A 22,758-nucleotide genomic window follows, 5' to 3' on the forward strand; every position below is an offset into this window, starting at 1 on the left:
GCCGCGCGCTGAGCGCGGCTCACGCACGCGTCCACGCGACGCATGCCGCATAGCCGGGCGCCGCGTCGAGCCACGCCGCATCGAACGCCGCGACGCCGGCGGCGGGCGCGGCCGGCTCGACGATCGTCGTCGCGGGGGTCGCGCTATCGCGCGGCGGCATGACCGCGAACGCGCCCAGCCCGCCGACGATGCCCGTGCCGAGCGCCTTGAGCAGCGCCTCCTTCGCACTCCAGACGCGCATGAATGCGCCGGCCCGTTCGGCCGGCGGCAGGCTGTCGAGATAGGCGGCTTCGGCGGGCGCGCACACCTCGCGCGTCAGCGCCCGCCAGTCGGCCGTGCGATTGCAGGACTCGATATCGACGCCGACGCGCCCCGCAGGAGCCCACGCAATCAACGCATGGTCGCCCGCATGCGACACGTTGAAGTCGAGCGATGCGCGATGCGCGCCGTCCAGCGACGGTCGCCCCGATGCATCGACGACGATCGCCACCGCGTGCGGCGCGATGCCGAGGGCCGTGCCGAGCACGTCGCGCAGCGCGGCACGCGTCGCGGCGCTGCGCACCGCATCCTCATGCCGCATGAAGCGGGCGGCTCGCGCGCGCTCGCCGTCGCTCAGTGCCGCATACGCGGGCGACACGAGCGGCACGCGCCAGTCGAAATCGACGCGCGCGATCTGCACGCCGGCGCGGGTCGCGGCGGGCGGCGCGTCGAGCCGCTGCATGCGCCAGGCGCGGGGGCTGTCAGACGGAGAAACGGAATCGGGCGTGACGAGCATCGACGTGCGGCGGCCTGTGGAAGGAAACGTCCGATGTTAATCGATCAAGCGGTATGGCAAACCGTTGCGGGCCGCCGGCGACGATGCCGAGCGCCGGCGCTTGTCCTCTCGGCATGCGCGATGCATGACGAGGTCGCCCTATCAACCGTTCGCGGCCACGCCCGGCACGCCGCTGCCGGGCCCACGCCCGCGCGATGCCGGGTGAATCGCATGCACGTTGCCCGGCGCATCGGCCGGCAGCGCGCCGTGCTGCAGCCAGTAGAGCGCGAGCGGCCACAGTGTTTCGGTGAAGCGGCTGTGGAAAAAAGCGAAATGGCCGATCGCGTCGACGCCGATGTCGGCCGGCGCGATCCGCAGATGCGTGACGTCGCTGCCCGTGTAGTAGCCGACCAGCCGCTCGATCGCCGCGACCGTGCCGAACCCGTCGTCGTCGAGGCCAATCGCGAGCATCGGCGCCGACAGCCCCGCGAAGCGGGCGGGCAACGCGGCGCGGCTCGCGGCGGGTTCGGCGAGCGGGCCGCTCGTATAGCCGTCCTCGAAGCGTGCCTGCGAGCGCACCCACGACAACGCGACGCCGCGCGGCGTGTCCTCCATCCAGCCGAGCCGCTTCGCGGGCACGTAGCCGAACACGGCCGCGAGCACCGGCATCGCGACGTGCCACTTCCACCACATGCGGCGCCGTTCGGCCGGCATGTAATCGCGCCAGTACGCATACTGCGCGCCGACCGTCACCGCATGCCGCACGTGGACGTTCGATGCGGCGAGCCCAAGCGCGAACCCGCCGATGCTGTGCGCGACGACGTCGATCGGCTGGCCCGGAAACGCGTCGCGTGCGTAGTGCAGCGCGGCTTCGCAATCGAGCCGCCCCCAGTCGAGCCAGTTCGCGCGCAGCTTCGCGAGCTGCGCCGGGCGCGACCCGCCGATGCCGCGATAGTCGTAGACGAGCACGTCGCGCCCCTGGGCAAACAGCCAGGCCGCGAAACGGAAGTAGTAGTCGCAACGCACCGACGTCGCGCAATTGATGACCGTCACCGGCCGCACGACACTGCCGCCGCGATGGCGCCATACATGGCCGCGCAATGCATAACCGTCGGCCGCGCGCAGCGTCACCGGCTCGGGCGGCAATGCGTCCGCCGCGCGGGTGCCCTGCATCATTTCGCTGCCTTCGTTCGAAATCGTCATCGTGTCTCCGGTCCCATGCTTCGCGGTCCGTCCGGGTGAGCGCGTCAGTGCCTGCCCGCGCCCATGCTTCGCAGCCGGCCGGGGCGTCGCCCGCCCCCTCCTTCACCGCCCGCACCAGCCTCCATTGAACTTGACGCGCCCCGCGTTCTCAACCAATCTTGCTGCTCCGTTCGCATGAGTCACGCGCATGTCAACGCCGCTCGTCCGCCTCCCGTCGCTCGACCTCGTCCGCGGTTTCGTCGCCGTCGGCCGCCGCATGAGCATCACGCTCGCCGCGCAGGACCTGTGCGTCACGCAATCGGCGGTCAGCCGCCAGGTACACGCACTCGAAGCGCACCTCGGCGTCGCATTGCTGCAGCGCGGCTACCGGAAGATCGCGTTCACGCCGGAAGGCGAGCGGCTGTTTCGCGTCGCGGATGCGGCACTGCACGGGCTGCAGGACACCGTCGCGTCGCTCGCGGCCACGCGCGAGCGCCAGCCCGTCACGATCACCGCCAGCATCGGCGTCACCGCACTGTGGCTGCTGCCGCGGCTCGGGCGGCTGCAGGCGCGCCTGCCGGAGATCGACCTGCGCGTGGCCGCGAACGACAAGGTACTCGATTTGCGCGCCGAAGGCATCGACCTCGGGATCCGCTATTGTCCGCGCGACCGCGCGCCGGCCGGCGCGCTGCGCCTGTTCGACGAGATCGTCGTGCCGGTCGCGCATCCGGTGCTCGCCGCGCGGCCGGTCACGAACGCGGCGGCGATCGCCGACCACGTGCTGCTCGAATTCGACGGGCCGCCGCAGCCGCAATTGCAGTGGCGCACGCACCTGCACGCGGCCGGGCTCGGCGACGCGCGCCCGAAAGGCGTGCTGCGCTTCAACCAGTACGACCAGGTGATCCAGGCCGCGATCGCGGGCCAGGGCGTCGCGCTCGGCCGGCTCGCGCTCGTCGCGCCGATGCTCGCGGACGGGCGGCTCGCGGTGCTCGGGCCGCATACGCAGGCGCTGTCGGATGCGTACGGCTACTGGCTGTTCCAGCACGATCCGGCCCCGCGCCGCGAAGTCGCCGACGTGCGCGACTGGATGCTCGCCGAAGCGGCCGAATGCGATACCGCGATGCGTGCGCACGGCACGGCGTCGGTGTGAGCTGACCCGGCCTCTGCGAACAAACCCGACCGCTGCCGAGCGCCTGCGCCCCGCTCCACTCCGCGCGCCCCTCATCGCATTCCTGCCAAGCATGCCAACCTGACCGAATGATCGCTTGAGCGACGACGGGCCCGATCGTCTAATCGGATCGAGCGCGGCCGTCTTGCCGCGCGCCTTCATCCGGAGACACGCATGACCCCGATCGAGCAGGAAGTCCGCCGTCGCTGGCTGCCCGTCCTGGCCGGCGGCCTGATCATGGGCGCCGCGCTCGGCATCCGCCACGTGCAGGGCCTGTTCCTCGCGCCGGTGTCGCTCGACCACGGCTGGTCGCGCGAAGCGTTCGGGCTCGCCCTCGCGCTGCAGAACCTGATCTGGGGCGTCGCGCAGCCGTTCACGGGGATGGTCGCCGATCGCTTCGGCTCGCTGCGCGTGATCGTCGCCGGGATGCTGCTGTATGCGGCCGGGCTCGTCACGATGGCGCATGCGGCGACAACCGGCATGTTCACGGTCGGCGCCGGGCTCGTGATCGGCATCGCGCTGTCGGGCTCGGCGTTCGCGTCGATCTATGGCGCGCTGAGCCGCCTGTTTCCGCCGGACCGGCGCGGCTGGGCGCTCGGCGTTGCGGGCGCGATCGGCGGGCTGGGCCAGTTCTGCATGGTGCCCGTCGCGCAGACGCTGATCGGCGGCATCGGCTGGCGGCACGCGTTCATCGCGCTGGCGCTCGTCGCGGCGCTGCTTGCACCGCTCGCGCTGCTGCTACGCGACCGCCCCGCGCAGGCTGCCGCCGCCGGCCCCGACCAGTCGATCGGCGAAGCCGTGCGCGAGGCGTTCGCGCATCGCGGCTTCTGGCTGCTGAACGCGGGTTTCTTCGCATGCGGCTTCCAGCTCGCGTTCGTCGCGACGCATCTTCCCGCGTACCTGCTCGACCACGGGCTGCCGGCACGCCACGCGAGCGTCGCGCTTGCGCTGATCGCGCTGACCAACGTGGCCGGCACCTATGCGTGCGGCCATCTCGGCGGGCTGCTGCGGCGCAAGTACGTGCTATCGGTGCTGTACCTCGTGCGTGCCCTCACGATGGCCGTGTTCGTCGCGGCGCCGCTGTCGCCCGCGAGCGTCTACGTGTTCGCGGCCGTAATGGGATTCACGTGGCTCGGCACCGTGCCGCTGACGAACGGCGTGATCTCGCAGGTGTTCGGCGTGCGCTACATCGCGACGCTGTTCGGCTTCGTGTTCTTCGGGCACCAGCTCGGCAGCTTCTTCGGCGTCTGGCTCGGCGCGGTGGTGTACGACGCGACGCATTCGTACCTGCCGCTGTGGGTGGGCTCGATCGCGCTCGGCGTGCTCGCGGCGTTGCTGCACCTGCCGATCAACGACGCGCGCGTCGCACGCCCGGCATCGGGCAACGCCGCATGGGCATGATCCGCGCGGCGCTGGCCGCCGGCACGCTCGCGTTCGTCGCGTGGTGCGGCGTGGCCTATTTCAGTTCGGGCGTCGCGTATGCGCTGCTCGAACACGTCGCGTTCTGCAATTGACGCGGTAATCCGCGGCGCGCGGTCAGCGGCGCTTCGGCAATGCCGCCAGCGCATCGAGCGCGCGGGCACGCGCGGCCGCATGCTCGACGAGCGGCGCCGGATAATCGACACCGAGCCGCACGCCGGCCGCGGCAAGTTCCAGCGGCGACGCTTCCCACGGCGCGTGGATCGAGGCGTTGTCGAGACCGGCAAGCTCGGGCACCCAGCGCCGCACGTACGCGCCGTCCGGATCGAACTTCTGCCCCTGCGCGACCGGATTGAAGATGCGGAAATACGGCGCGGCGTCGGCACCGCACCCGGCCACCCACTGCCAGCTCGCCGCGTTGTTCGCGGGATCGGCGTCGACCAGCGTGTCCCAGAACCATGCTTCGCCCGCGCGCCAGTCGATCAGCAGATGCTTGATCAGGAACGACGCGACGACCATCCGCACGCGGTTGTGCATCCAGCCGGTCGTCCACAGTTCGCGCAGGCCCGCATCGACGAGCGGATAGCCGGTCAGCCCGCGCTGCCATGCGTGCAGCGCGGCGGGATCGTCGCGCCACGGCATCGCGTCGAACTGCGCGCGGAAGTTGTCGGTCGCGAGCGCCGGGAAGTGGTACAGCAGCGTGTAGCTGAATTCGCGCCAGCCGAGTTCGCTCAGGAATTTGTCGGCGTCCGCGGCAAGCGCCGCGCCGCCTGCGCTCGCGGCCCCCTGCACCGCGTGCCACACCTGTCGCGGCGACACGTTGCCAAAGCGCAGGAACGGCGAAAGGCGGCTCGTCGCGGGCCGGTCGGGCAGATCGCGCGCGTCCGCATAGCCGGCGAGCGAAGTCGTCAGGAACGCGTCGAGCTGCGCGTGCGCGCCGGCTTCGTCGGGCATGGGCCACGCATCGCGCAGGCCGCCGGCCCAATCCGGCGAATGCGGCCGCAACGCAAGCGCGTCGAGCGCCAGCGCGCGGTCGCGCACGGCTTGCGGCCACGGATGAAACGCGATCCGCTCGGGTTCCGGCAGCGGCGCGGCGACCGTACGATCGCGTCGCGCCGCACGCCAGTATGCGGTGAACACCTGATACGGGGTGCCGCCGCCCGTGAGTACCTCCCACGGCTCGTTCAGCAGGCTGCCGTTGCTGCTCTCGACCGTGACACCGCGCGCCTTGAGCGACGCCTTAAGCGCCGCGTCGGCGTCGCGCTGCGGTTGCGCGTAGCGGCGGTTCCAGTACACGGCTTGCGCGCCCGTGTCGTGCACGATGCGGTCGATCTCGCGCGGCGCGTCGCCGCGCAACAGCAGCAGGCGCCCGCCATGACGCGCGAGCGCCGCGTCGAGCCCGGCCAGCGACCCGTGCAGCCACCAGCGCGCCGCGCCGCCGAGCGCCCGCCCGGCGCCGTCGCCCGTGTCGTCGACGAATACGCAGATGAGCGGCCGGCCCGATTCCGCCGCGCGTGTGAGCGCGGGCTGGTCGGTCACGCGGAGATCGTCGCGGAACCAGACGATCGCGGGAGCAACGGACGGCTTGGCGGACACAGGCACCTCGATGACGAAAGCGGAAAGAGACGCGTATTGTCGCGGCTGCGCTGCGTGGTGTCGACGGTCTGCGCGCATGATGCGCCGGCGCGCCCCTGCCGCCGACCGTCGCGACAATCGCACCACCCCGCCGCCCCGGTGAAACGCCTTAGTCCATTCCGACGATTCTTCGCCGCGTGCGCCGGCCTACGCTCGATGTCGGGTGCGCTGCGCGGCACGTGCCGGCGAAAACGCCCCGCACGTCCCGAGCCCCACCCGTCACGCGCGCCGACCGATACCGGCGCGGCTCCTTCCGACCGCCGCGAAGCGTCCTGCCACCCGGGGTAGGCGCGGTTTCATCCGATCCGATACATCGCCATGACCAAACCCTCGAATCTCGTCACCTCGATCACCGTCGACATCGACGCACCGGCCTCCGTCGTCTGGGAAGTGCTGACCGACTTCCCGCGCTACGGCGAATGGAACACGTTCTGCGTCGGCTTCGAAACGACCGGCAGGATCGGCGATTTCGTGCACATGCAGGTGCGCATCCCGGGCACGCAGACCGTGATTCCCGTCAACGAGATCCTCGTCGCGTACGAACCCGAACGCCTGCTGTCGTGGGAGCAACGCCCGACCGACGACAACAAGGACGCCGCGCGCCGCGACCAGTACATCGACGCGATCGGCACGGAGCGCTGCCGCTATTTCACGACCGACCAGTTCCTCGGCGTCAACGCGGACACGATCATGCAGCACCACGGCGCTTGGGTGAAACAGGGTTTCGACCAGTGCGCGCGCGACGTGAAGCAGCGCGCCGAGACGCTCCACGCGGCTCGCCGGCGCAACGGCGCGTGACCGGGAACCGCCGATGCCCGACCTGCAAACGCTGTCCGACCATCACGACATCCGCGAGTTGATCGTCGCGTATTCGACTGCGATCGACACGCGCGACTTCGACGCGCTCGACGCGGTGTCCACACCCGATGCCGCGATCGACTATCGCGCGATGGGCGGCATCGCCGGCCGCTATCCGGAGGTGAAGGCGTGGCTGCGCACCGTGCTGCCGCTGTTTCCGCAGTACCAGCACATGGTCGGCAACCTGTCGATCCGGCTCGACGGTGACGCCGCGCGCAGCCGCACGATCTGCTTCAATCCGATGGAAGTAGCGCTGCCGGACGGCGGCACGCAGGTGATGTTTCTCGGGCTGTGGTACGTCGACCGGTTCGTGCGCACCGCGCAGGGTTGGCGCATCGCCGAGCGCGTCGAGGAGCGCTGCTACGGTCACAACGTGCCGGCCGTGCTGGCGGGCGCGACCGGTTGATCCATCGCGATGCGCGCGCCGTGCGAGGGTTGCACGGCGCACGCAGTTCGGATCGTCGCTTGAATCAATCGAGCCGGAACGCGGCCTCGAATCGCTCGGCGAATGCGTCGAATTCCGTTTCCGGCAGATGGTTGATGCCGCCCGCGCGCTTGCGCCCGCCGCCGGTCGGAAAGCCGCGACAGAACTCGTCGGCGCCGAGCGGTCGGCCATCGGGCACGCGCACGCTGACGACGAGCCCGCCGTCCGCACGTGGCGACAGCACCGCGAGCGCCGCATGCGGCGCGTTGCGCATCCGTTCGTTCGCGAGCATGCCGGTCGCCCGCCGCGCCCACGGATGATCAGGCATCCGGACCAGCGTCGCACCGGGCACCTCGCGCAGCGGCGCGAGTGCGCACGCGCGCGCCATGTCGTCGCGGTAGCCGTCGCGCAGCGCGGCGAATACGGCCGTCTCGCGCACGAAATCGAGCGGGTCGACGCACGGCAGCATCGCAGCGGCGAGCGCGGCCGGGTCGAAATGCAGATCGCCGACACACTCGCCGTATGCGTTGTAGTTCAGGTAGAGCCCGAGTTCGGCGAGCGTCTCGCGCTCGGCGTCGCCAATCCCGTGCTCACTCGCCAGCGCGTTCCCGAGCGCCGGCAATTCGTCGCCGAACGCCGCGACGATCGCCCAGCGCACGTGCCGGCCGTCGAGATAGCGGTTCACGATCGCGCTCGTGCAGACGTCGGCCGCCGTGTCGATATGCGCGTCGAAGCCCGGATCGTCGGGCAATTCGCCCGCGAAGTGATGATCGAAATAGCGGACCGTCGCGCCGTCGCGCAGCAGCCGCGCACACGCGTCGCGATTCTGGTCGTGCGACACGTCGAGCACGGTGACGATGTCGCCCGCCCGCGCGTCGATCCGCTCGAGCAGCTTGATGTCGCGTTTCACGCCGGTCACGAGCGTGCCGTGCACGCCCTCCGCGAGCCGCAGTTGCTGAAGCGCGCACAGCCCGTCCGCGTCGCCGTTGAATGCAAAGAAGTGTCGTGTGTCGTGGTTGTCCTGCATGATCCTTTGCTCCATCGTCAGGGCATGAAATCGCCGCCATTCGCGTCGAGCGTCGCGCCCGTCACCGCATTCGCATAGTCCGACGCGAGGAACAGCGCCGCGCGCGCACAGTCGTCGTCGGTCGGCAGCTTCGCGAGCGCGATGCTCGACGCGATCGGCGCGATGACCTGCTCTTCCGTCATCCCGTACTCGGCAGCCGCCTGCCGGAAATACGTCTGGGTCGGCACGCCCCACATCCACCCCATGTGGATGCTGTTCGCACGAATGCCGTGCACGCCGAGTTCGCGCGCCAGGTATTTTGCCGCAACCGCGAGCGCCCCCTTCGATACAGCGTAGCCGCCTTCCCCTGCAAACGGCTTGCGGGTCGCCTGCGTGTTGATCATCACGATCGCGCCGCGCTGCCGCCGCTTCATGTGCGGCACGACTTCCTGCGTGAGCGCCATCGTGCCGAACACGTTGGTGTCGAACACCGCACGCCAGCCGTCGAGGTCGGCTGCCTCCACCGGTTCCGGAAACGTGCCGTGCACGAATGCGCTGTTCACGAGCGCGTCGATCCGGCCGAAGCGCTCGACGGCCTGCGTCGCGAGCTGCCGGCATTGTGCACGGTCGGTGATGTCGGTCTGCACCTTCAGCACGGCGCAATCGACGCCGAGTGCGTGGATTCGCGCTTCGGCAGCGTCGAGCTTTTCGATCGTTCGCGCCGCGACGACCACGCCCCGCGCGCCCTCGCGTGCGGCCTCGACGGCGAGCTTCACACCAAGCCCGGGCCCGATTCCGGAAATCACGACGATCTTGTCTTTCAGCAACATGGTTGTCTCCTGGTTGTCGTGGATCTCGCAAGCAATGGCCGTCAGCCGGCCGCCCGCAGGTGCCGCGCGCGATACGCGGCGAAGTCGCGCGCGAGCTGCGCATCGGTGAAGCCGAAGCGCGCGATCGAATAGTCGTGCGGGGCACGCTTGTCGCGGCCGTTGCGCGCCAGCCAGTCCGTCATCGCCGCACGCTGCCGCGCATCGAGCGGCATCCCGGCGAACGCGTACACGGCTTCGGCCACACCGAGCGGATTCGACACGGTGTCCTCGAAGCGCACGTCGAGGAAGCGGTCCGCCGGCAGCGCGTCGCGCGCCGCCATCGCCGCGCCGATCGCGCGCGCCATCCCCGCATTCCACTGCGCGCCGACGGCGAGCGGATCGGGATCGTCCGCATACATCTGCCACAACGTGTGCGCCATGCTCGCCATCGATGGAATCGTCTGCGCCGGATCGCGGTGCGTGAGCACGACCTGCGCGCGCGGAAACACGTGGCACAGCACGTCGAGCGCATGCAGGTGCTGCGGCGTCTTCAGCAGCCAGCGCGCGGCCGGCGCGACGCCGCGCTGCGCCTTCTGCCATTGCAGGAACTGCAGCATCCGCTTCAGGTACGTATAGACCGGCGTGAGATCCTGCCGCGCGAGCCACGCGGTGTAGCGCGGCACGTTCGCATACGAATCCATCGCGCACACGAACGCATGCTCCATCAGCATGAACTCCTCGTCGGCGAGCATCGCATCGAGCGGGTGGATCGTCAGGATCTGCGGAATGCAGTCGATCATCGTCGCGACCTCTGCCTGCGCACGTGCAATGCGCACCGTCGGCTCGGCGAGCGTCTCGCCTGCAAGCGGCGCCGGGTAGCGGGTTTCCCACCACGCGGCCGCATGGAAGCGCGGGTCGACGGCCAGCAGGCGCTGCAACAGCGTCGTTCCGGTGCGCGGCAGGCCGACGATCACGAGCGGATCGTCGATCGCAATCTCCGCGATTTCCGGATGACGCCGGAAGTAATCCTCAATAACGAGCCGGTTCACGAGCTGGCCGACGAGCTTCTCGCGCATCATCGCCGCGCCGCGCGCGGACAGCTTCGCTTCGTCGATCAGCGACGCGCACATCACGTCGAGGGCTTCGCGATACGGCCCGTCACCGAATGCGGTGAGCCCCCCCGTGCGCGACACGGCTTCGGCGATCAATCCGTCGGGCGCAAGCAGCGTGCGGGTTCGATCCAGCGGCGCGTTCATGCGGCCTCCTTCAGCGTCGCGAGCTTCACGACCCGCGTGCGCGGATGCACCGGCTGCGTGGCGCCGACCCAGCGCCAGCAGATCGTGCCGGTGCGATGCCCCGCGGTATCGAGCCAGTTCGCATCGCCCGGCCGCGCGGCCGCGACGACCACCGTCACGCCGCCGGCCGCATTCAGCCGCGCGCTGTGCTTGTTCACGCAGATATCGAAGTGCCGGTAATCGAGCGATTCCATCCAGTAGTTGTTGAGCTGCACGTTCCAGAAGTCGCAGTCGGGCACCGTATCGACGTCGATCACGAGCGCTTCGTCATCGGCCAGCGACCAGCACGAGTGGTAGTAGTAGATGTTCGGATCGCCGCCGACCGACTGGCACAGCGCCTGGTCGGCGGGCGGCAGCGCATTCACGTGCGGCCGGTAGCTCGCGGCCCAGTCCGCGAACAGCTTCGACGTCTGCTCGACGAACTGCGCGGCGCGCGTGAGGCCGCCCTGCAGCACGAGCGGGTCGAGCGGCGCCGGGCGATCGTCGGCGCCGATGCGCTCGATCCTCAGTTGTGCCGGCGTTTCCGCGCGCCGGTCGAGGAAGGTCTGGCGCACCAGCAACGCGTTGGTGCCCGGCTCCATGCGTACCCAGTTACCCGCGCGCGGCGTTTCGCTCAGCACGATCTCGAAGCTGCCGTCCGGCGCGATCTCGAGCTGCTTCGCGTCGAGAAAGCCCGTCTGCAGCATCTTGCCGTCGGTCTCGTAGCCGCCCTTCTGCGTGCCGAAGCTCAGGTAGGCCACCGTGCCGCGCCGCCCCGTCACGCGGTATGCGCAGCGGCCGTCGAGCCGTGCGTACTGGTACAGGTTGTCGGGATTGTCGGCGCCGATCTTCGCGGTCTCGTGCGACGGCGAGAAGAAGCCGGGCCATGCACCGTCCGCGAACTCGACGTGCATCTCGAGCGCGATGCGCATCAGCCGGCTCAGGTAGCGGAATCCCTCCGCGCGCGTCAGCGGATCGTCCGGCGCCTCGGCGCGCAGGATCTGTTCTCCGCTGCGTTTCAGGGTGTCGCAGAAATCGGCCCAGGTCTGGCCCGAAAGCAATTGCGTGGCACGTGTGTCGTCCGTCATGTGTCGTCTCCGCCGATGGTCGAGCGCTCACCTTAAGCGTCGCCGTCGCGCGCCACTTCGTCCGGGTGGACTAAGGAAAGATCCGCGCCCCCGCCGTGCCGCGATTTAGTCCACCCGGACGAAGAGCGGCATGCCGCTCGCTCGATACCGTCGGTGTCATGCACGAAACGCCGCACATGTCGCGCGGCGCCGGCATGAAACAAGGAGACGAACGATGTTGACCCACTTGGAGCGGCTGGAGGCCGAAAGCATCCACATCATGCGCGAGGTGGTCGCCGAGAGCGAGAACCCGGTGATGCTGTATTCGATCGGCAAGGACAGCTCGGTCATGCTGCATCTCGCGATGAAGGCGTTCTACCCGGCGAAGCCGCCCTTTCCGCTGCTGCACGTCGATACGACCTGGAAATTCCGCGAGATGATCGCGTTTCGCGACGAGACGGCCGCACGCCTCGGCCTCGACCTGCGCGTGCACATCAACCCTGACGGCGTCGCGAACGGCATCGATCCGTTCACGCACGGCTCGGCCGTGCACACCGACGTGTGGAAGACGCAGGGGCTCAAGCAGGCGCTCGATCACCACGGCTTCGACGCCGCGTTCGGTGGCGCCCGCCGCGACGAGGAGAAATCGCGCGCGAAGGAGCGCATCGTGTCGCTGCGCTCGGAACAGCACCGCTGGGACCCGAAACGCCAGCGCCCCGAGCTCTGGTCGCTGTACAACGCGCGCAAGCGCAAGGGCGAAAGCCTGCGCGTGTTCCCGATCTCGAACTGGACCGAGCTCGACATCTGGCAGTACATCCAGCTTCACGACATCCCGATCGTGCCGCTCTACTTCGCGAAGGAACGGCCCGTGGTCGAACGCGACGGCGCGCTGATCATGGTCGACGACGAACGCCTGCCGCTGCGCGAAGGCGAAGTGCCGCAGATGCGCAAGGTGCGGTTTCGCACGCTCGGCTGCTATCCGCTGACGGGCGCGATCGACAGCGATGCGACGTCGCTCGACGACATCCTGCGGGAGATGCGCGAGACGCGCACGTCCGAACGGCAAGGACGACTGATCGACAGCGATTCGGCCGGTTCGATGGAAAAGAAGAAACAGGAGGGCTATTTCTGATGGCACACGTTCTCACCGCGCCCGACACGCTCGCGCGCCACGCACCCGATGCACGCGCTTCCAGCGAAGCGCATACGCAAACCCAGGACCTGCTGCGCTTCATCACGTGCGGCAGCGTCGACGACGGCAAGAGCACGCTGATCGGCCGCCTGCTCTACGAATCGAACCTGCTGTTCGACGACCAGCTCACGCAGCTCGAGGCCGATTCGAAAAAGGTCGGCACGCAAGGCGGCGAACTCGATTTCGCACTGCTCGTCGACGGCCTGTCGGCCGAGCGCGAGCAAGGGATCACGATCGACGTCGCGTACCGCTTCTTCGCGACCGCGCGACGCAAGTTCATCGTCGCCGACACGCCCGGCCACGAGCAGTACACGCGCAACATGATCACCGGCGCGTCGACCGCCGATCTTGCCGTGATCCTGATCGATGCGCGCAAGGGCGTGCTCACGCAGACGCGCCGCCACAGCCATCTCGTCGCGCTGATCGGCATCAAGCGCGTGGTGCTCGCGATCAACAAGATGGATCTCGTCGACTACGACCGCGCCGTGTTCGAGCGCATCGACGCCGACTATCGCGCGTTCGCCGCCGAGCTCGGGCTGGCGGAGATCGTCAGCATCCCGATGTCGGCGCTGCGCGGCGACAACGTGATCGCGCCGAGCGCACGGATGCCGTGGTACGCGGGCCCGACGCTGATGCGGCATCTCGACACGCTGCCGCTCGCCGTGCGCATGACGCGCGACGAGCCGTTCCGCCTGCCGGTGCAGTGGGTCAACCGCCCGCACCTGAACTTCCGTGGTTACGCGGGCAGCATCGCATCGGGCGAGATCCGCATCGGCGAGCGCGTGCGCGTGCTGCCGTCCGGCAAGGAAAGCCGCGTCGCGTCGGTGATCACGCAACGCGGCGAAAGCGACATCGCGCGCGCCGGCGACGCGGTGACGCTCACGCTGGCCGACGAGATCGACATCAGCCGCGGCGACATGATCGCGCGCGCGGACGCGCCGCCGGAAGTCGCCGACCAGTTCGAGGCGACGCTCGTGTGGATGCACGACGCGCCGCTGCTGCCCGGCCGCCCGTATCTCGTGAAGCTCGGCACGCAGACGGTCGGCGCGACCTGCGCGACGCCGAAGTACAAGATCGACGTGAACACGCGCGAGCATCTCGCGGCGCGCACGCTTGCGCTCAACGAGATCGGCGTGTGCAACCTGAGCTTCGACCGGCCGGTCGCGTTCGACCCATACGACCGCAACCGCCACACGGGCGGCTTCATCGTGATCGACCGCGTCACCCACGACACGGTCGGCGCCGGGATGCTGCACTTCGCGCTGCGCCGCGCGCACAACGTGCACTGGCAGGCCGTCGACGTCGACCGCGCCGCGCGTGCCGCGCAGAAGGCGCAGACGCCGCGCATCGTGTGGCTGACGGGCCTGTCGGGCGCCGGCAAGTCGACGATCGCGAATCTCGTCGAGAAGCGGCTGCATGCACTCGGCAAGCACACGTACCTGCTCGACGGCGACAACGTGCGGCACGGGCTCAATCGCGATCTCGGCTTCACCGAGACCGATCGCGTGGAGAACATCCGGCGCGTCGCCGAAGTCGCGCGGCTGATGCTCGACGCGGGGCTCATCACGCTCGTGTCGTTCATCTCGCCGTTCCGCGCGGAGCGCGACATGGCGCGCGCGATGGCCGGCCCCGACGAGTTCGTCGAGGTATTCGTCGACACGCCGCTCGCGGTGGCCGAGGAGCGCGATCCGAAGGGGCTGTACAAGAAGGCGCGGCGCGGCGAGCTGAAGCACTTCACGGGCATCGATTCGCCGTACGAGCCGCCCGCGCAGCCCGAACTGCGCGTCGACACGGTCGCCGAGTCGCCGGAAGAAGCGGCCGATCGCATCGTCGCGTACCTGCTGCGCGAGCGCGCGGCGTAAGCGCGGCAAGCGGGCAGCCCGGCGGCTGCCGGCCTGCCCGCGTCGCCTACTCCGTTCGGGTGACGCGGGCCGCCGGGCGGCCGGTATGCTGGTCCGGGAATCCTTCATCCCGACCAGGAGAACACGAGCATGCCCATCGCGCTGGCGCCCGGCGACCCGGCCGCGCACGACGGTTTCGACGACGCGGCGTGGACGGCGCGCGAACTCAGCGCGTGGCTCGGGCTCGTCTATCAGGGCCCGTCTGAGCCCACCCCGTGGGCCGGCTTCCTCGAAGCGGCTCGCGCGCGGCTCGACGCGCGCTTCACGACGCTGGTGCTGCGCAACCCGGGCGGCGCACGGCACGGGCTCATCATCAACGCGTCGGCACACGGCCCGCTGCTGCCCGGCGAGCCGTCGTACAGCGAGCAGTTCTACGCGCTGTGCCCGTTTCTCGACCAGCCGCCCGGCCAGGTCTTCACGGCCGATCGGCTGTTCGGCGAAACCGCATGGCGCGCGCACGATTTCTACCGGCAGTACCTGCAGCCGCTCGACCTGCGCTACATCCTCGGCGCGAACCTGCGCGGCGAACGTGGCGTCGAATGCGCGTTCTTCGTGAGTCGCGCGCATGGCGGCCGCGATTTCGACGCGGCCGAGCGCGCGCAGGTCGCGACGCTGCTGCCGCACCTGCAGCGGGCGGTCGAACTGCACGCGGCGTTCGACGTGCTCGATGCCGAGCGCGCGCTGTATGCGGGTACCGTCGACCGGCTCGACGTCGGCACCGCGATCGTCGACGAGGACGGCCGCGTGATCAAGCGCAACCGCATTGCCGAGCGGCTGATCGATCAGCAGGACGGCCTGTGCGTGCGCCAGGAGCGACTTCACGCGTCGTGCCCGCTCGACGAGCGCCGGCTGCAAAAGGCGCTGCAGGCCGCGCTCGAGCATTTCCGCGCGGGCGCGCTCGCGCGCATCGAAGCCACCACGCTGTCGCGCCCCGGCGGCGCGATGCCGCTGAGCGTGCTGCTGCGCCCGCTCGCGCCCTACCGCGGCGCCGAGGACCGCCGGCACCGGCCGGCCGTCGCCGTGTTCGTCCGCGATCCGGCGTCGTCGCCGCAGACGTCGCGCGACATGCTGCACCGGCTGTTCCGCCTCACGCCGATGGAAACCGAAATCGCACTGCTGCTCGTCGACGGGCTGACGCTCGACGAAGCAGCCGCCGCGACCGGCATCACGAAGAACACCGCGCGTGCGCACCTGCGCGGCATCTTCGCGAAGACGGGCGCGACGCGGCAGGCCGTGCTCGTGAAGACGCTGCTCAACAGCGTCGTGTCGATGGCGTAGTCGCGGCGCCGGCCGCTCCCGGACGGGCTGCCCGACCGATGCCCCCGCGCGCGCAGTGCGGGCCGCGACGGAAGACGCAGCAATCGGCACCTGTTCGCCTCATGTCATACGTCATCAGACATGAATAGATAACCAACACGCGTGATGAAATTCCCCGATATCGGAGTAATTTTCGGGTAAACCCGCGACGTCTTCATCGGCGCTCAGGCGTACTATGTCATACGACGACATACTACACAAAACCGCCACCCGGATGCCGACGCGAGCCACCGCCCCGTCCGCCGCCCCCCGACCGGAGACACGCTTGAACCCGCCCTCGCCCGCCCTGCCCGGACGCGACCCGCTCGCGTCCGCCGTCTCGAAAGTGAAGTGGCACGTGCTGCCGCTCGTGCTGATCATGTTCATCGCGAACTACATCGACCGCGTGAACGTCGGCTTCGTCGATCGCCACCTCGAGGCGTCGATCGGCATCGGCGCGGCCGCGTACGGCCTCGGCGCCGGGCTGTTCTTCGTCGGCTATGCGCTGTTCGAGGTGCCGTCGAACCTGCTGATGCAGCGCTACGGCGCACGCATCTGGCTGGCCCGGATCATGGCGACGTGGGGCATCGTCGCCGCCGCGATGGCGTTCGTGTGGAACGACACGTCGTTCTACGCGCTGCGCTTCCTGCTCGGCGCGGCCGAGGCCGGCTTCTTCCCCGGCGTCGTGCTGTACCTGTCGCAATGGCTGCCGCCGCAGGAGCGCGGCAAGGCGATGGCGATCTTCCTCGGCGGTTCCGCGTTCGCGTCGGTGCTGTCCGGGCCCGTCACCGGCGCGCTGCTGTCGATCCGCGGTTTCGGCCTCGAAGGCTGGCAATGGATGTTCCTGATCGAAGGGCTGTTCTCGGTCGCGCTGTGCGGCGCGAGCTGGCTGCTGCTGAAATCGCACATCCGCGACGCGACGTGGCTCACGGCGGAAGAACGCACGGCGCTCCAGAACGCGCTCGACGACGAGCGCGCGACGCGCGACGTCCGCTCGAACGTGCCGGTGCGCGCCACCGCGCTGCTGCGCGATCCGCAGATCATGCTGTTCTGCTTCCTGTATTTCTCGATCCAGCTGACGATCTACGCGGCCACGTTCTGGGTGCCGACGATCATCCGCAAGATGGGCGGGCTCAGCGATTTCCAGGTCGGCCTGTACAACACGATTCCGTGGATGATCGCGATCGGCGCGATGTACGGCTTCGCGGTGCTGTCGTCGAAATGGAAGCATCCGCAGCGCTGGCTCGCGGTCGCGCTGGTGCTCGCCGCATGCGGGCTGTTCGCGTCGACGTCGCACGATCCGGTATGGTCGTTCGCGTCGATCTGCTTCGCCGCGCTCGGCTTCAAGGCCGCGTCGTCGCTGTTCTGGCCGATCCCGCAGGGCTATCTCGACACGCGCGTGGCCGCGGCCGTGATCGCGCTGATCAACTCGGTCGGCAACCTCGGCGGCTTCGTCGCACCGACGGCCTTCGGCTATCTGAAGCAACATACGGGTTCGATCACGGGCGGGCTGTATGTGCTCGCGATCGCTTCGCTCATCGCCGCGGTCGCCGCGCTGTTCGCGCGTACGCACCGGCGCAGCGATCCGCCGCGCGGCCTGCCGGCCGACGCATCCTTCACGAACGCTTCGATGCTCCGCCATGCCGAACACTGATCGCCTGACCGTCGTCGTCTCGAATGCCGCCGACGGCGACCTCGCCACCTTCTCGCTCGCGGCCGACGGCACGCTTGCGCCGCTCACCCGTTATCCCGCGGCCGACGTCGCGATGCCGATCGCCGTGCCGGCCGACCGCGCGCGGCTCTACGTCGCGACGCGCGGCGAACAACCGACGATCGTCGCGTTCCGCGTCGTGCCGGCCACCGGCGCGCTCGTGCGCATCGGCACCACTGCGATCGATGCCAGCCAAGCGTACCTGTCGCTCGACCGCAGCGGCCGCTGGCTGCTCGGCGCGTCGTACGGCGGGAATTCGCTGAGCCTCTACGACGCCGCGCGCGTGCGCGACGGCGACGGCACGCCGCTGCAGGTCACGGGCGGCATCGCGAACGCGCACGCGGTGATCGTGTCGCCGGACAACCGTTTCGCGTACGTCAGCTCGCTCGGCTCGGATCGCGTGTTCAGCTTCGCGCTCGTCGAGGACGCGGCCGGCCTGCGTGCACGCGAACACGGCGAAACGCGCGTGCCGGCCGGGTTCGGCCCGCGTCACCTGCAATTCGCGGATGACGGCCGCACGCTCGTCGTCGTCAGCGAATTCCAGGCCACGCTCGCGACGTTCGCGCGCGACCCTGAAACCGGCCGGCTCGGCGATGCGCATGTGAGTGCGCGCCATCCGGCCATCGCCGATCTCGCGCAAGGCCATGCGCGGCCGCCCGCCCCCACCGAACCGTCCGTCTGGGCCGCCGACCTGCACCTGACGCCCGACGAGCGTTTCGCCTATGTGAGCGAACGCACGTCGAGCCGCCTGCTCTGCTATCGCCGCAGCGAAGACGGCACGTTCGAACCCGCGCACGCGACCGCCACCGAAACGCAGCCGCGCGGGTTCGCAATCGACCCGTCGGGACGCTGGCTCATCGCCTGCGGCGAACAGTCGGAATGTGTGTCGGTGTATGCGATCGCGCCGGACGACGGCGCACTGTCGCCGCACGCGCGCGTGCCGGGCGGACGCGGCGCGAACTGGGTCGAGATCGTCTGAAACGGGGACACGCGGCGCATGACGCGGCAGGCCCGCCACGCAGGCCGGCGCGTAACCGCGTTCAGCGCCGCTCGCTCGGTGCGACGCCCGTCCAGCGCTTGAACGCCCGCGTGAAATTGGCGCGATCCGTGTAACCGACGCGCGCGGCGATCTCGTCGACCGGCAGCCGCGTGCCTTCGAGCAACCGCAGCGCGTCGCGCAACCGGATCTCGTCGAGCAGCGTCGAATAGGTCGCGCCATACTCGGCGAGCTTGCGCTTGAGCGTGCGCGCCGATACATGCAGCTCGCGCGCGACATCATCGACCGACGGATAGCCGCCCTCGCCGCAAATCAACAGGTTGCGCACGCGCTCGACGATGCTTTCCGCATAGCCAAGCCGCGCGAGCTCGGCCTCGCACTGCTGCACGATCATCTGCGCGGTGTGCGCGTTCGCGGTGCCGATCGGCTCGTCGAGCAACGCGGCGTCGCAGCGGATGCGGTTCGCGCTCGCGTCGAAATGACAGCGCGGCAGCCGCGCGCGATAACGCTCGAACCACGGCGGCTCCGGCCATTCGAAATGCAGTTCGGCACGCGACTGCAGCGTGCGCCCCGGCACCGGATGCAGCAGCGAGTTGAACAGGATCGCCGTCTCGACCAGGAAGTTCTCGACCGCGAACTGGCGCAGCCGGCCAAGCGGAAACGCCTCGAGCACGTCGATGTCGACGATTCCGTCGAGTTGCGCGAGCCGCACCGAGAAGAACGGCACGCGCGTCGGCAGGTAGCGGATGCCGAGCGAGATCGCCTCGCCGAGCGTCGCGCAGCTCATCAGTCCGAAGCCGATCAGCCCCGCTTTCGTCAGGCTGCTGCGCAGGCCGATCTCGATCGCGATCGACGGGTCGTCCGTCGCGTCGAGCAGGTTGAACACGATCGCCGCCTGCTGCAGCGGCGTGATGCGCGCATCGGGCTGCGCGAGCCGGTCGCGCTCGACGCCCGAGCCGGCCAGCACGCGAGCGCCGTCGATGCCGCGCTCCTCGGCCAGCATCAGCATGAACAGCGCATACGCGGACGACACCGTCGCCTTGTTCAGCTGGCGCGCGGCATCCGGGACGGACAGGACCATGCGGCGGACTCCGGAGCGGTTTCGGCGGATTGTAGCGTCGCTGGCCCGCAATGACACCGGGGCGTGACTCTAGCTGCGCCGGCCGGCCATCGTGGCCCGAAATGACACCACCATTGGCACCCGCGGCCCTCGCGCGCGGTCCGGTGCGCGCCTATGCTTGTCACATCGGCATTGCGCCCCACTCTTTCCGCAGGAATCCCGGTCGATGAGCCAACCCGCACGAACCGCCTTTCGCCACGACGCGGACAAGGTCGCGTACGTCCGCCGCGAGGTCAACGCCGCGAGCGACGCGATCCGCGCGCGCTTTCCGCTGCTCGACAACCAGAACCTCGTCGGCGCGACCGTGATGGCCGTCTCCGTGAGCGCGATGCTAGCGATCGCGTGGCTGTATGCGCGCGGATCGATCGCGTGGTACGTCGCGCTGCCGCTCGCCGCGTTCGTCACGTCGCTGATCCACGAGCTCGAGCACGACCTGATCCACCTGATGTACTTCAAGAAGACGCCGTGGGCCTATCACCTGATGATGGCGCTGTGCTGGCTCACGCGGCCCGGCACGATCAACCCGTGGACGCGGCGGCGCATGCACCTGCATCACCACAAGGTGTCGGGCGGCGAATCGGATCTCGAGGAATTCGGCATCACCAATGGCGAACGCTGGGGCGTGAAGCGGCTGCTGATGATCGCGGACGGCATGCTCGCCGTCGTGCTGCGGCCCACCGCGATGCGCCGCAAGGTGAAGCAGTATGTGGCCGCGCAGCCGGTGCAGGATCCGTCCGAGCGCCTGCAGTTGCGCGTCGAGCAGGTGTCGTCCTACATGCCGGTCGGCCACGTGTATTACGTGCTGTGGCACGCGTTCATCGTCTATCACGTCGGCCTGTTCGCGCTGCATGCGTTCGGCTACGCGGTGGCGGTGCCGGCTGTCGTCGAGCGCACGATGAGCGTCGTCGATTTCCTGGCCGTGGTGTGGCTCGGCCCGAACTTCGTGCGCAGCTTCTGCATCAACTTCGTCAGCTCGAACATGCATTACTTCGGCGACATCGACTCGCGCAACGTGATCCAGCAGACGCAGGTGCTCAACCCGTGGTGGATGCTGCCGTTCCAGCTGTTCTGCTTCAACTTCGGCAGCACGCACGCGATCCATCACTTCGTGGTGCGCGACCCGTTCTACATCCGCCAGCTGACCGCACGCACCGCGCATGCGGCGCTGCGTGAAGTCGGCGTGCGCTTCAACGACGTCGGCACGTTCGCGCGGGCGAATCGCTGGGGCGGTTATCGTCCGGCGCGCGCGACGCGCCACGCTCAGGCCGACGCGTAACGCACCGCCTCAACCGCCGATCGGCGGCATCGGCCCTTGCCCGCGGATCCACGACCAGTTCGCGAGTTCGGCCATTTCCTTGTCGCCACGGCTGTCGCCGTACGCGAACAACTGTTTCGGCGGCCGGTCGCCCCACCACCCGCGCAGCCGCACGACCTTCTGCGGCCCCCAACAGTTTTCGCCGTCGAGCCGACCGGCGAAGGCGCCACGCTCAAACGCCAGCCGCGTCGCGAGCACCGCATCGAAGCCGGCCGTCTTCGCCCACTTCTCCAGATACAGCGACGGCGACGCGCTCACCAGCACGACTTCGTGCCCGCGTGCCCGATGCTCGCAGATGCGTTCGAGCATTTCAGGGCGCACGAGGCTCGGCAAATAGGTGTCGACGAACGTGCGCGCCTGCGCATCGAGCCTATCCTCGCGCACCGGCCCGAACGCGAACGACGCGAACTTCGCTTTCGCATCGCCACGCGACAACAGCCCGGCCTTCATCGCAATGATCCACGGCAACGCACGCAATCCGGCCCAGGCGAAGCGTGGCGTGCCGACCGCATAGCGGACGAAATGGCGAAAGCTGTCGGTCGTCGTGATGGTGCCGTCGAAATCGAATGCGGCAACGATGCGGTCAGTCATGGAGAATCGGCGGAAAAGCGATGAGATGCCCGGGAAGATAGCAGACTCGCGCCGGTACACGTGAAATGGCGTGATGCGGCACGGCCCGCGCGCGGGTTCATGCGCTTCGTTCCCTTCGTGCCGCGCCCTTAGCGCTGCGGCCGCGCCGCCAACGCCGCCGGCAGCACGACGTTCATCAGATGATCGGCGCGCGACAGCAGATCGGTCACGCGCTCGTCGAGCCCGCGCAATTGCGCAGGTTGCATGCGGATCTGCTGCACCGCCTGCCCGACGATGTTGCGGCGGTCGAACAGCGTGCGCTCGACACCTGCATCGTCCGGCGCGCGCACGACGTCCGACACCGCGCTCAGCGCCGCGAGCACGACCACGAGGTTTTCTTCCGCATGGCGGACCTTCGCGGCGAGTGCTTCGGTGCGGCGCGGGAAGAAGCCGAGCGACTGCTTGAGCGCCCCGATCGCCGCGCGGTAATCGACATGCCCCGTCGCCGAGCCGAACCAGCGTTCGAACATGCCGGCCTTGCGCGTCGCCTGCGCGAGCATGCCGGCCATCATGTCGGCCGCGCCGAGTTCGTTGAATTCGCGCGTCGTGGCCGCCACGGCTTCGACGAGGTTGCCCGCCGTCTCCAGCGCGCCGTCACCGATCGTCGCGATCGTCGCGAGCTTGAGCGGCACCAGTTGCCGGATGTGCCGCTCGATGCGCGGCGCGTAGTCGGGATAGAGATTCGGGAAGCTGGCCTGCGCGGCGCGGAAGCACGCTTCGAGTTGCGGATGGTTCGATTCGCCGAACACCGCGCGGCCGACCGCCCCGGCCGGCGCCGTGCGCACGGCCTCGCCGGACGCGGGCGCGGGTGCCGGCCCGAAGTCGAGCGCCTGCGGCGCCGGCCGCTCGGGCCCGCGCGCAACCGGCGCCGCGGCCGCGGGCGGCGCATCGAACGCAAGACGCCCGGGCGTGCGCTCGGGCGTCGTATCGAACTCGAGCCGCTTCGGCTCGTCGGACGAATTCGTCATCGCTGCTTCCTGCCCGGCGCGGCGGTATTCCG

General features: G+C 69.3%; 21 protein-coding genes. 11 read left to right on the forward strand and 10 right to left on the reverse strand.

From position 1 onward, the window contains the following. Nucleotides 1-19: 19 nt before the first annotated feature. A complete protein-coding gene (locus CFB47_RS12695) occupies nt 20-775 on the reverse strand; it encodes a 4'-phosphopantetheinyl transferase superfamily protein (protein ID WP_089461289.1) in 756 nt (251 codons plus the stop codon). 141 nt (nt 776-916) lie between these two features. Continuing rightward, entirely contained in the window at nt 917-1,957 is a 1,041-nt protein-coding gene (locus CFB47_RS12700) for an alpha/beta fold hydrolase (RefSeq protein ID WP_089461290.1), read from the reverse strand. A gap of 187 nt (nt 1,958-2,144) precedes the next feature. On the opposite strand from CFB47_RS12700, the gene CFB47_RS12705 reads away from it, so the two are divergent. The 3 genes from CFB47_RS12705 to CFB47_RS41735 all read left to right on the forward strand — a co-directional run bounded on the left by CFB47_RS12705 (nt 2,145) and on the right by CFB47_RS41735 (nt 4,618). Next, nucleotides 2,145-3,086, forward strand: a complete 942-nt coding sequence (locus tag CFB47_RS12705) for a LysR substrate-binding domain-containing protein (RefSeq protein ID WP_089461291.1) — start codon at nt 2,145-2,147, stop codon at nt 3,084-3,086. A 192-nt stretch (nt 3,087-3,278) separates the two neighbouring features. After that, a complete protein-coding gene (locus CFB47_RS12710; protein WP_089461292.1) occupies nt 3,279-4,505 on the forward strand; it encodes an MFS transporter in 1,227 nt (408 codons plus the stop codon). Continuing rightward, on the forward strand, nt 4,496-4,618 hold the full coding sequence (locus CFB47_RS41735) for a hypothetical protein (RefSeq protein ID WP_256946680.1): 123 nt from the start codon (nt 4,496-4,498) through the stop codon (nt 4,616-4,618). The genes CFB47_RS12710 and CFB47_RS41735 overlap by 10 nt, the downstream gene beginning before the upstream one ends. A 22-nt stretch (nt 4,619-4,640) precedes the next feature. On the opposite strand, the gene CFB47_RS12715 is transcribed toward CFB47_RS41735, so the two are convergent. After that, a complete protein-coding gene (locus tag CFB47_RS12715) occupies nt 4,641-6,119 on the reverse strand; it encodes a deoxyribodipyrimidine photo-lyase (protein ID WP_089461293.1) in 1,479 nt (492 codons plus the stop codon). A 357-nt stretch (nt 6,120-6,476) separates the two neighbouring features. Between CFB47_RS12715 and CFB47_RS12720 the strand changes: the two genes are divergently transcribed. Both CFB47_RS12720 and CFB47_RS12725 read left to right on the forward strand, forming a co-directional pair. Then, nucleotides 6,477-6,956 (forward strand): SRPBCC domain-containing protein, encoded by a 480-nt coding sequence (locus CFB47_RS12720; RefSeq protein WP_089461294.1) that lies wholly within the window; start codon nt 6,477-6,479, stop codon nt 6,954-6,956. A gap of 13 nt (nt 6,957-6,969) precedes the next feature. Further along, on the forward strand, nt 6,970-7,422 hold the full coding sequence (locus tag CFB47_RS12725; RefSeq protein ID WP_089461295.1) for a nuclear transport factor 2 family protein: 453 nt from the start codon (nt 6,970-6,972) through the stop codon (nt 7,420-7,422). Between the two features lie 64 nt (nt 7,423-7,486). Here CFB47_RS12725 and CFB47_RS12730 read toward each other — a convergent pair whose 3' ends face one another. The 4 genes from CFB47_RS12730 to CFB47_RS12745 are packed head-to-tail and all read right to left on the reverse strand — an operon-like array spanning nt 7,487 to nt 11,617. Beyond that, nucleotides 7,487-8,467, reverse strand: a complete 981-nt coding sequence (locus tag CFB47_RS12730; protein ID WP_089461426.1) for an acetyltransferase — start codon at nt 8,465-8,467, stop codon at nt 7,487-7,489. Nucleotides 8,468-8,484: 17 nt separating this feature from the next. Continuing rightward, complete coding sequence (locus CFB47_RS12735) at nt 8,485-9,276, reverse strand: SDR family oxidoreductase (protein WP_089461296.1); 792 nt, start codon at nt 9,274-9,276, stop codon at nt 8,485-8,487. Nucleotides 9,277-9,317: 41 nt separating this feature from the next. Continuing rightward, nucleotides 9,318-10,511, reverse strand: coding sequence for a sulfotransferase (locus tag CFB47_RS12740; protein ID WP_089461297.1), 1,194 nt, complete (start codon nt 10,509-10,511; stop codon nt 9,318-9,320). After that, entirely contained in the window at nt 10,508-11,617 is a 1,110-nt protein-coding gene (locus CFB47_RS12745; protein ID WP_089461298.1) for a DUF1214 domain-containing protein, read from the reverse strand. The genes CFB47_RS12740 and CFB47_RS12745 overlap by 4 nt, the downstream gene beginning before the upstream one ends. 130 nt (nt 11,618-11,747) lie before the next feature. Between CFB47_RS12745 and cysD the strand changes: the two genes are divergently transcribed. From cysD to CFB47_RS12775, 5 genes are all read left to right on the forward strand, one after another. Further along, nucleotides 11,748-12,728: a sulfate adenylyltransferase subunit CysD gene (gene cysD, locus CFB47_RS12750; RefSeq protein WP_256946681.1), complete on the forward strand. Its 981-nt coding sequence runs from the start codon at nt 11,748-11,750 to the stop codon at nt 12,726-12,728. Next, nucleotides 12,728-14,650, forward strand: coding sequence for a sulfate adenylyltransferase subunit CysN (gene cysN / locus CFB47_RS12755; RefSeq protein WP_089461300.1), 1,923 nt, complete (start codon nt 12,728-12,730; stop codon nt 14,648-14,650). The genes cysD and cysN overlap by 1 nt, the downstream gene beginning before the upstream one ends. A gap of 129 nt (nt 14,651-14,779) precedes the next feature. Further along, the gene (locus CFB47_RS12760; RefSeq protein ID WP_089461301.1) at nt 14,780-15,967 is read left to right on the forward strand and encodes a helix-turn-helix transcriptional regulator; all 1,188 of its coding nucleotides are present in this window, start codon (nt 14,780-14,782) and stop codon (nt 15,965-15,967) included. Nucleotides 15,968-16,271: 304 nt separating this feature from the next. Then, complete coding sequence (locus tag CFB47_RS12770; RefSeq protein WP_089461302.1) at nt 16,272-17,639, forward strand: MFS transporter; 1,368 nt, start codon at nt 16,272-16,274, stop codon at nt 17,637-17,639. After that, nucleotides 17,626-18,675: a beta-propeller fold lactonase family protein gene (locus tag CFB47_RS12775; protein WP_089461303.1), complete on the forward strand. Its 1,050-nt coding sequence runs from the start codon at nt 17,626-17,628 to the stop codon at nt 18,673-18,675. Before CFB47_RS12770 ends, CFB47_RS12775 begins: the two co-directional genes overlap by 14 nt. 61 nt (nt 18,676-18,736) lie before the next feature. Here CFB47_RS12775 and CFB47_RS12780 read toward each other — a convergent pair whose 3' ends face one another. Continuing rightward, nucleotides 18,737-19,774: an AraC family transcriptional regulator gene (locus CFB47_RS12780; protein WP_089440595.1), complete on the reverse strand. Its 1,038-nt coding sequence runs from the start codon at nt 19,772-19,774 to the stop codon at nt 18,737-18,739. Between the two features lie 205 nt (nt 19,775-19,979). On the opposite strand from CFB47_RS12780, the gene CFB47_RS12785 reads away from it, so the two are divergent. Beyond that, nucleotides 19,980-21,089, forward strand: a complete 1,110-nt coding sequence (locus CFB47_RS12785; protein ID WP_089456517.1) for a fatty acid desaturase — start codon at nt 19,980-19,982, stop codon at nt 21,087-21,089. Between the two features lie 9 nt (nt 21,090-21,098). On the opposite strand, the gene CFB47_RS12790 is transcribed toward CFB47_RS12785, so the two are convergent. Together CFB47_RS12790 and CFB47_RS12795 are read right to left on the reverse strand one after the other, a co-directional pair. After that, nucleotides 21,099-21,719, reverse strand: a complete 621-nt coding sequence (locus CFB47_RS12790) for an HAD family hydrolase (protein WP_089461304.1) — start codon at nt 21,717-21,719, stop codon at nt 21,099-21,101. A gap of 128 nt (nt 21,720-21,847) precedes the next feature. After that, nucleotides 21,848-22,726 carry a hypothetical protein gene (locus CFB47_RS12795; RefSeq protein WP_089461305.1) on the reverse strand — a complete coding sequence of 293 codons (879 nt, stop codon included), beginning with the start codon at nt 22,724-22,726 and terminating at the stop codon, nt 21,848-21,850. Nucleotides 22,727-22,758: the final 32 nt, after the last annotated feature.

The organism is Burkholderia sp. AU27893 (genome assembly GCF_002223205.1).
Classification (GTDB): domain Bacteria; phylum Pseudomonadota; class Gammaproteobacteria; order Burkholderiales; family Burkholderiaceae; genus Burkholderia.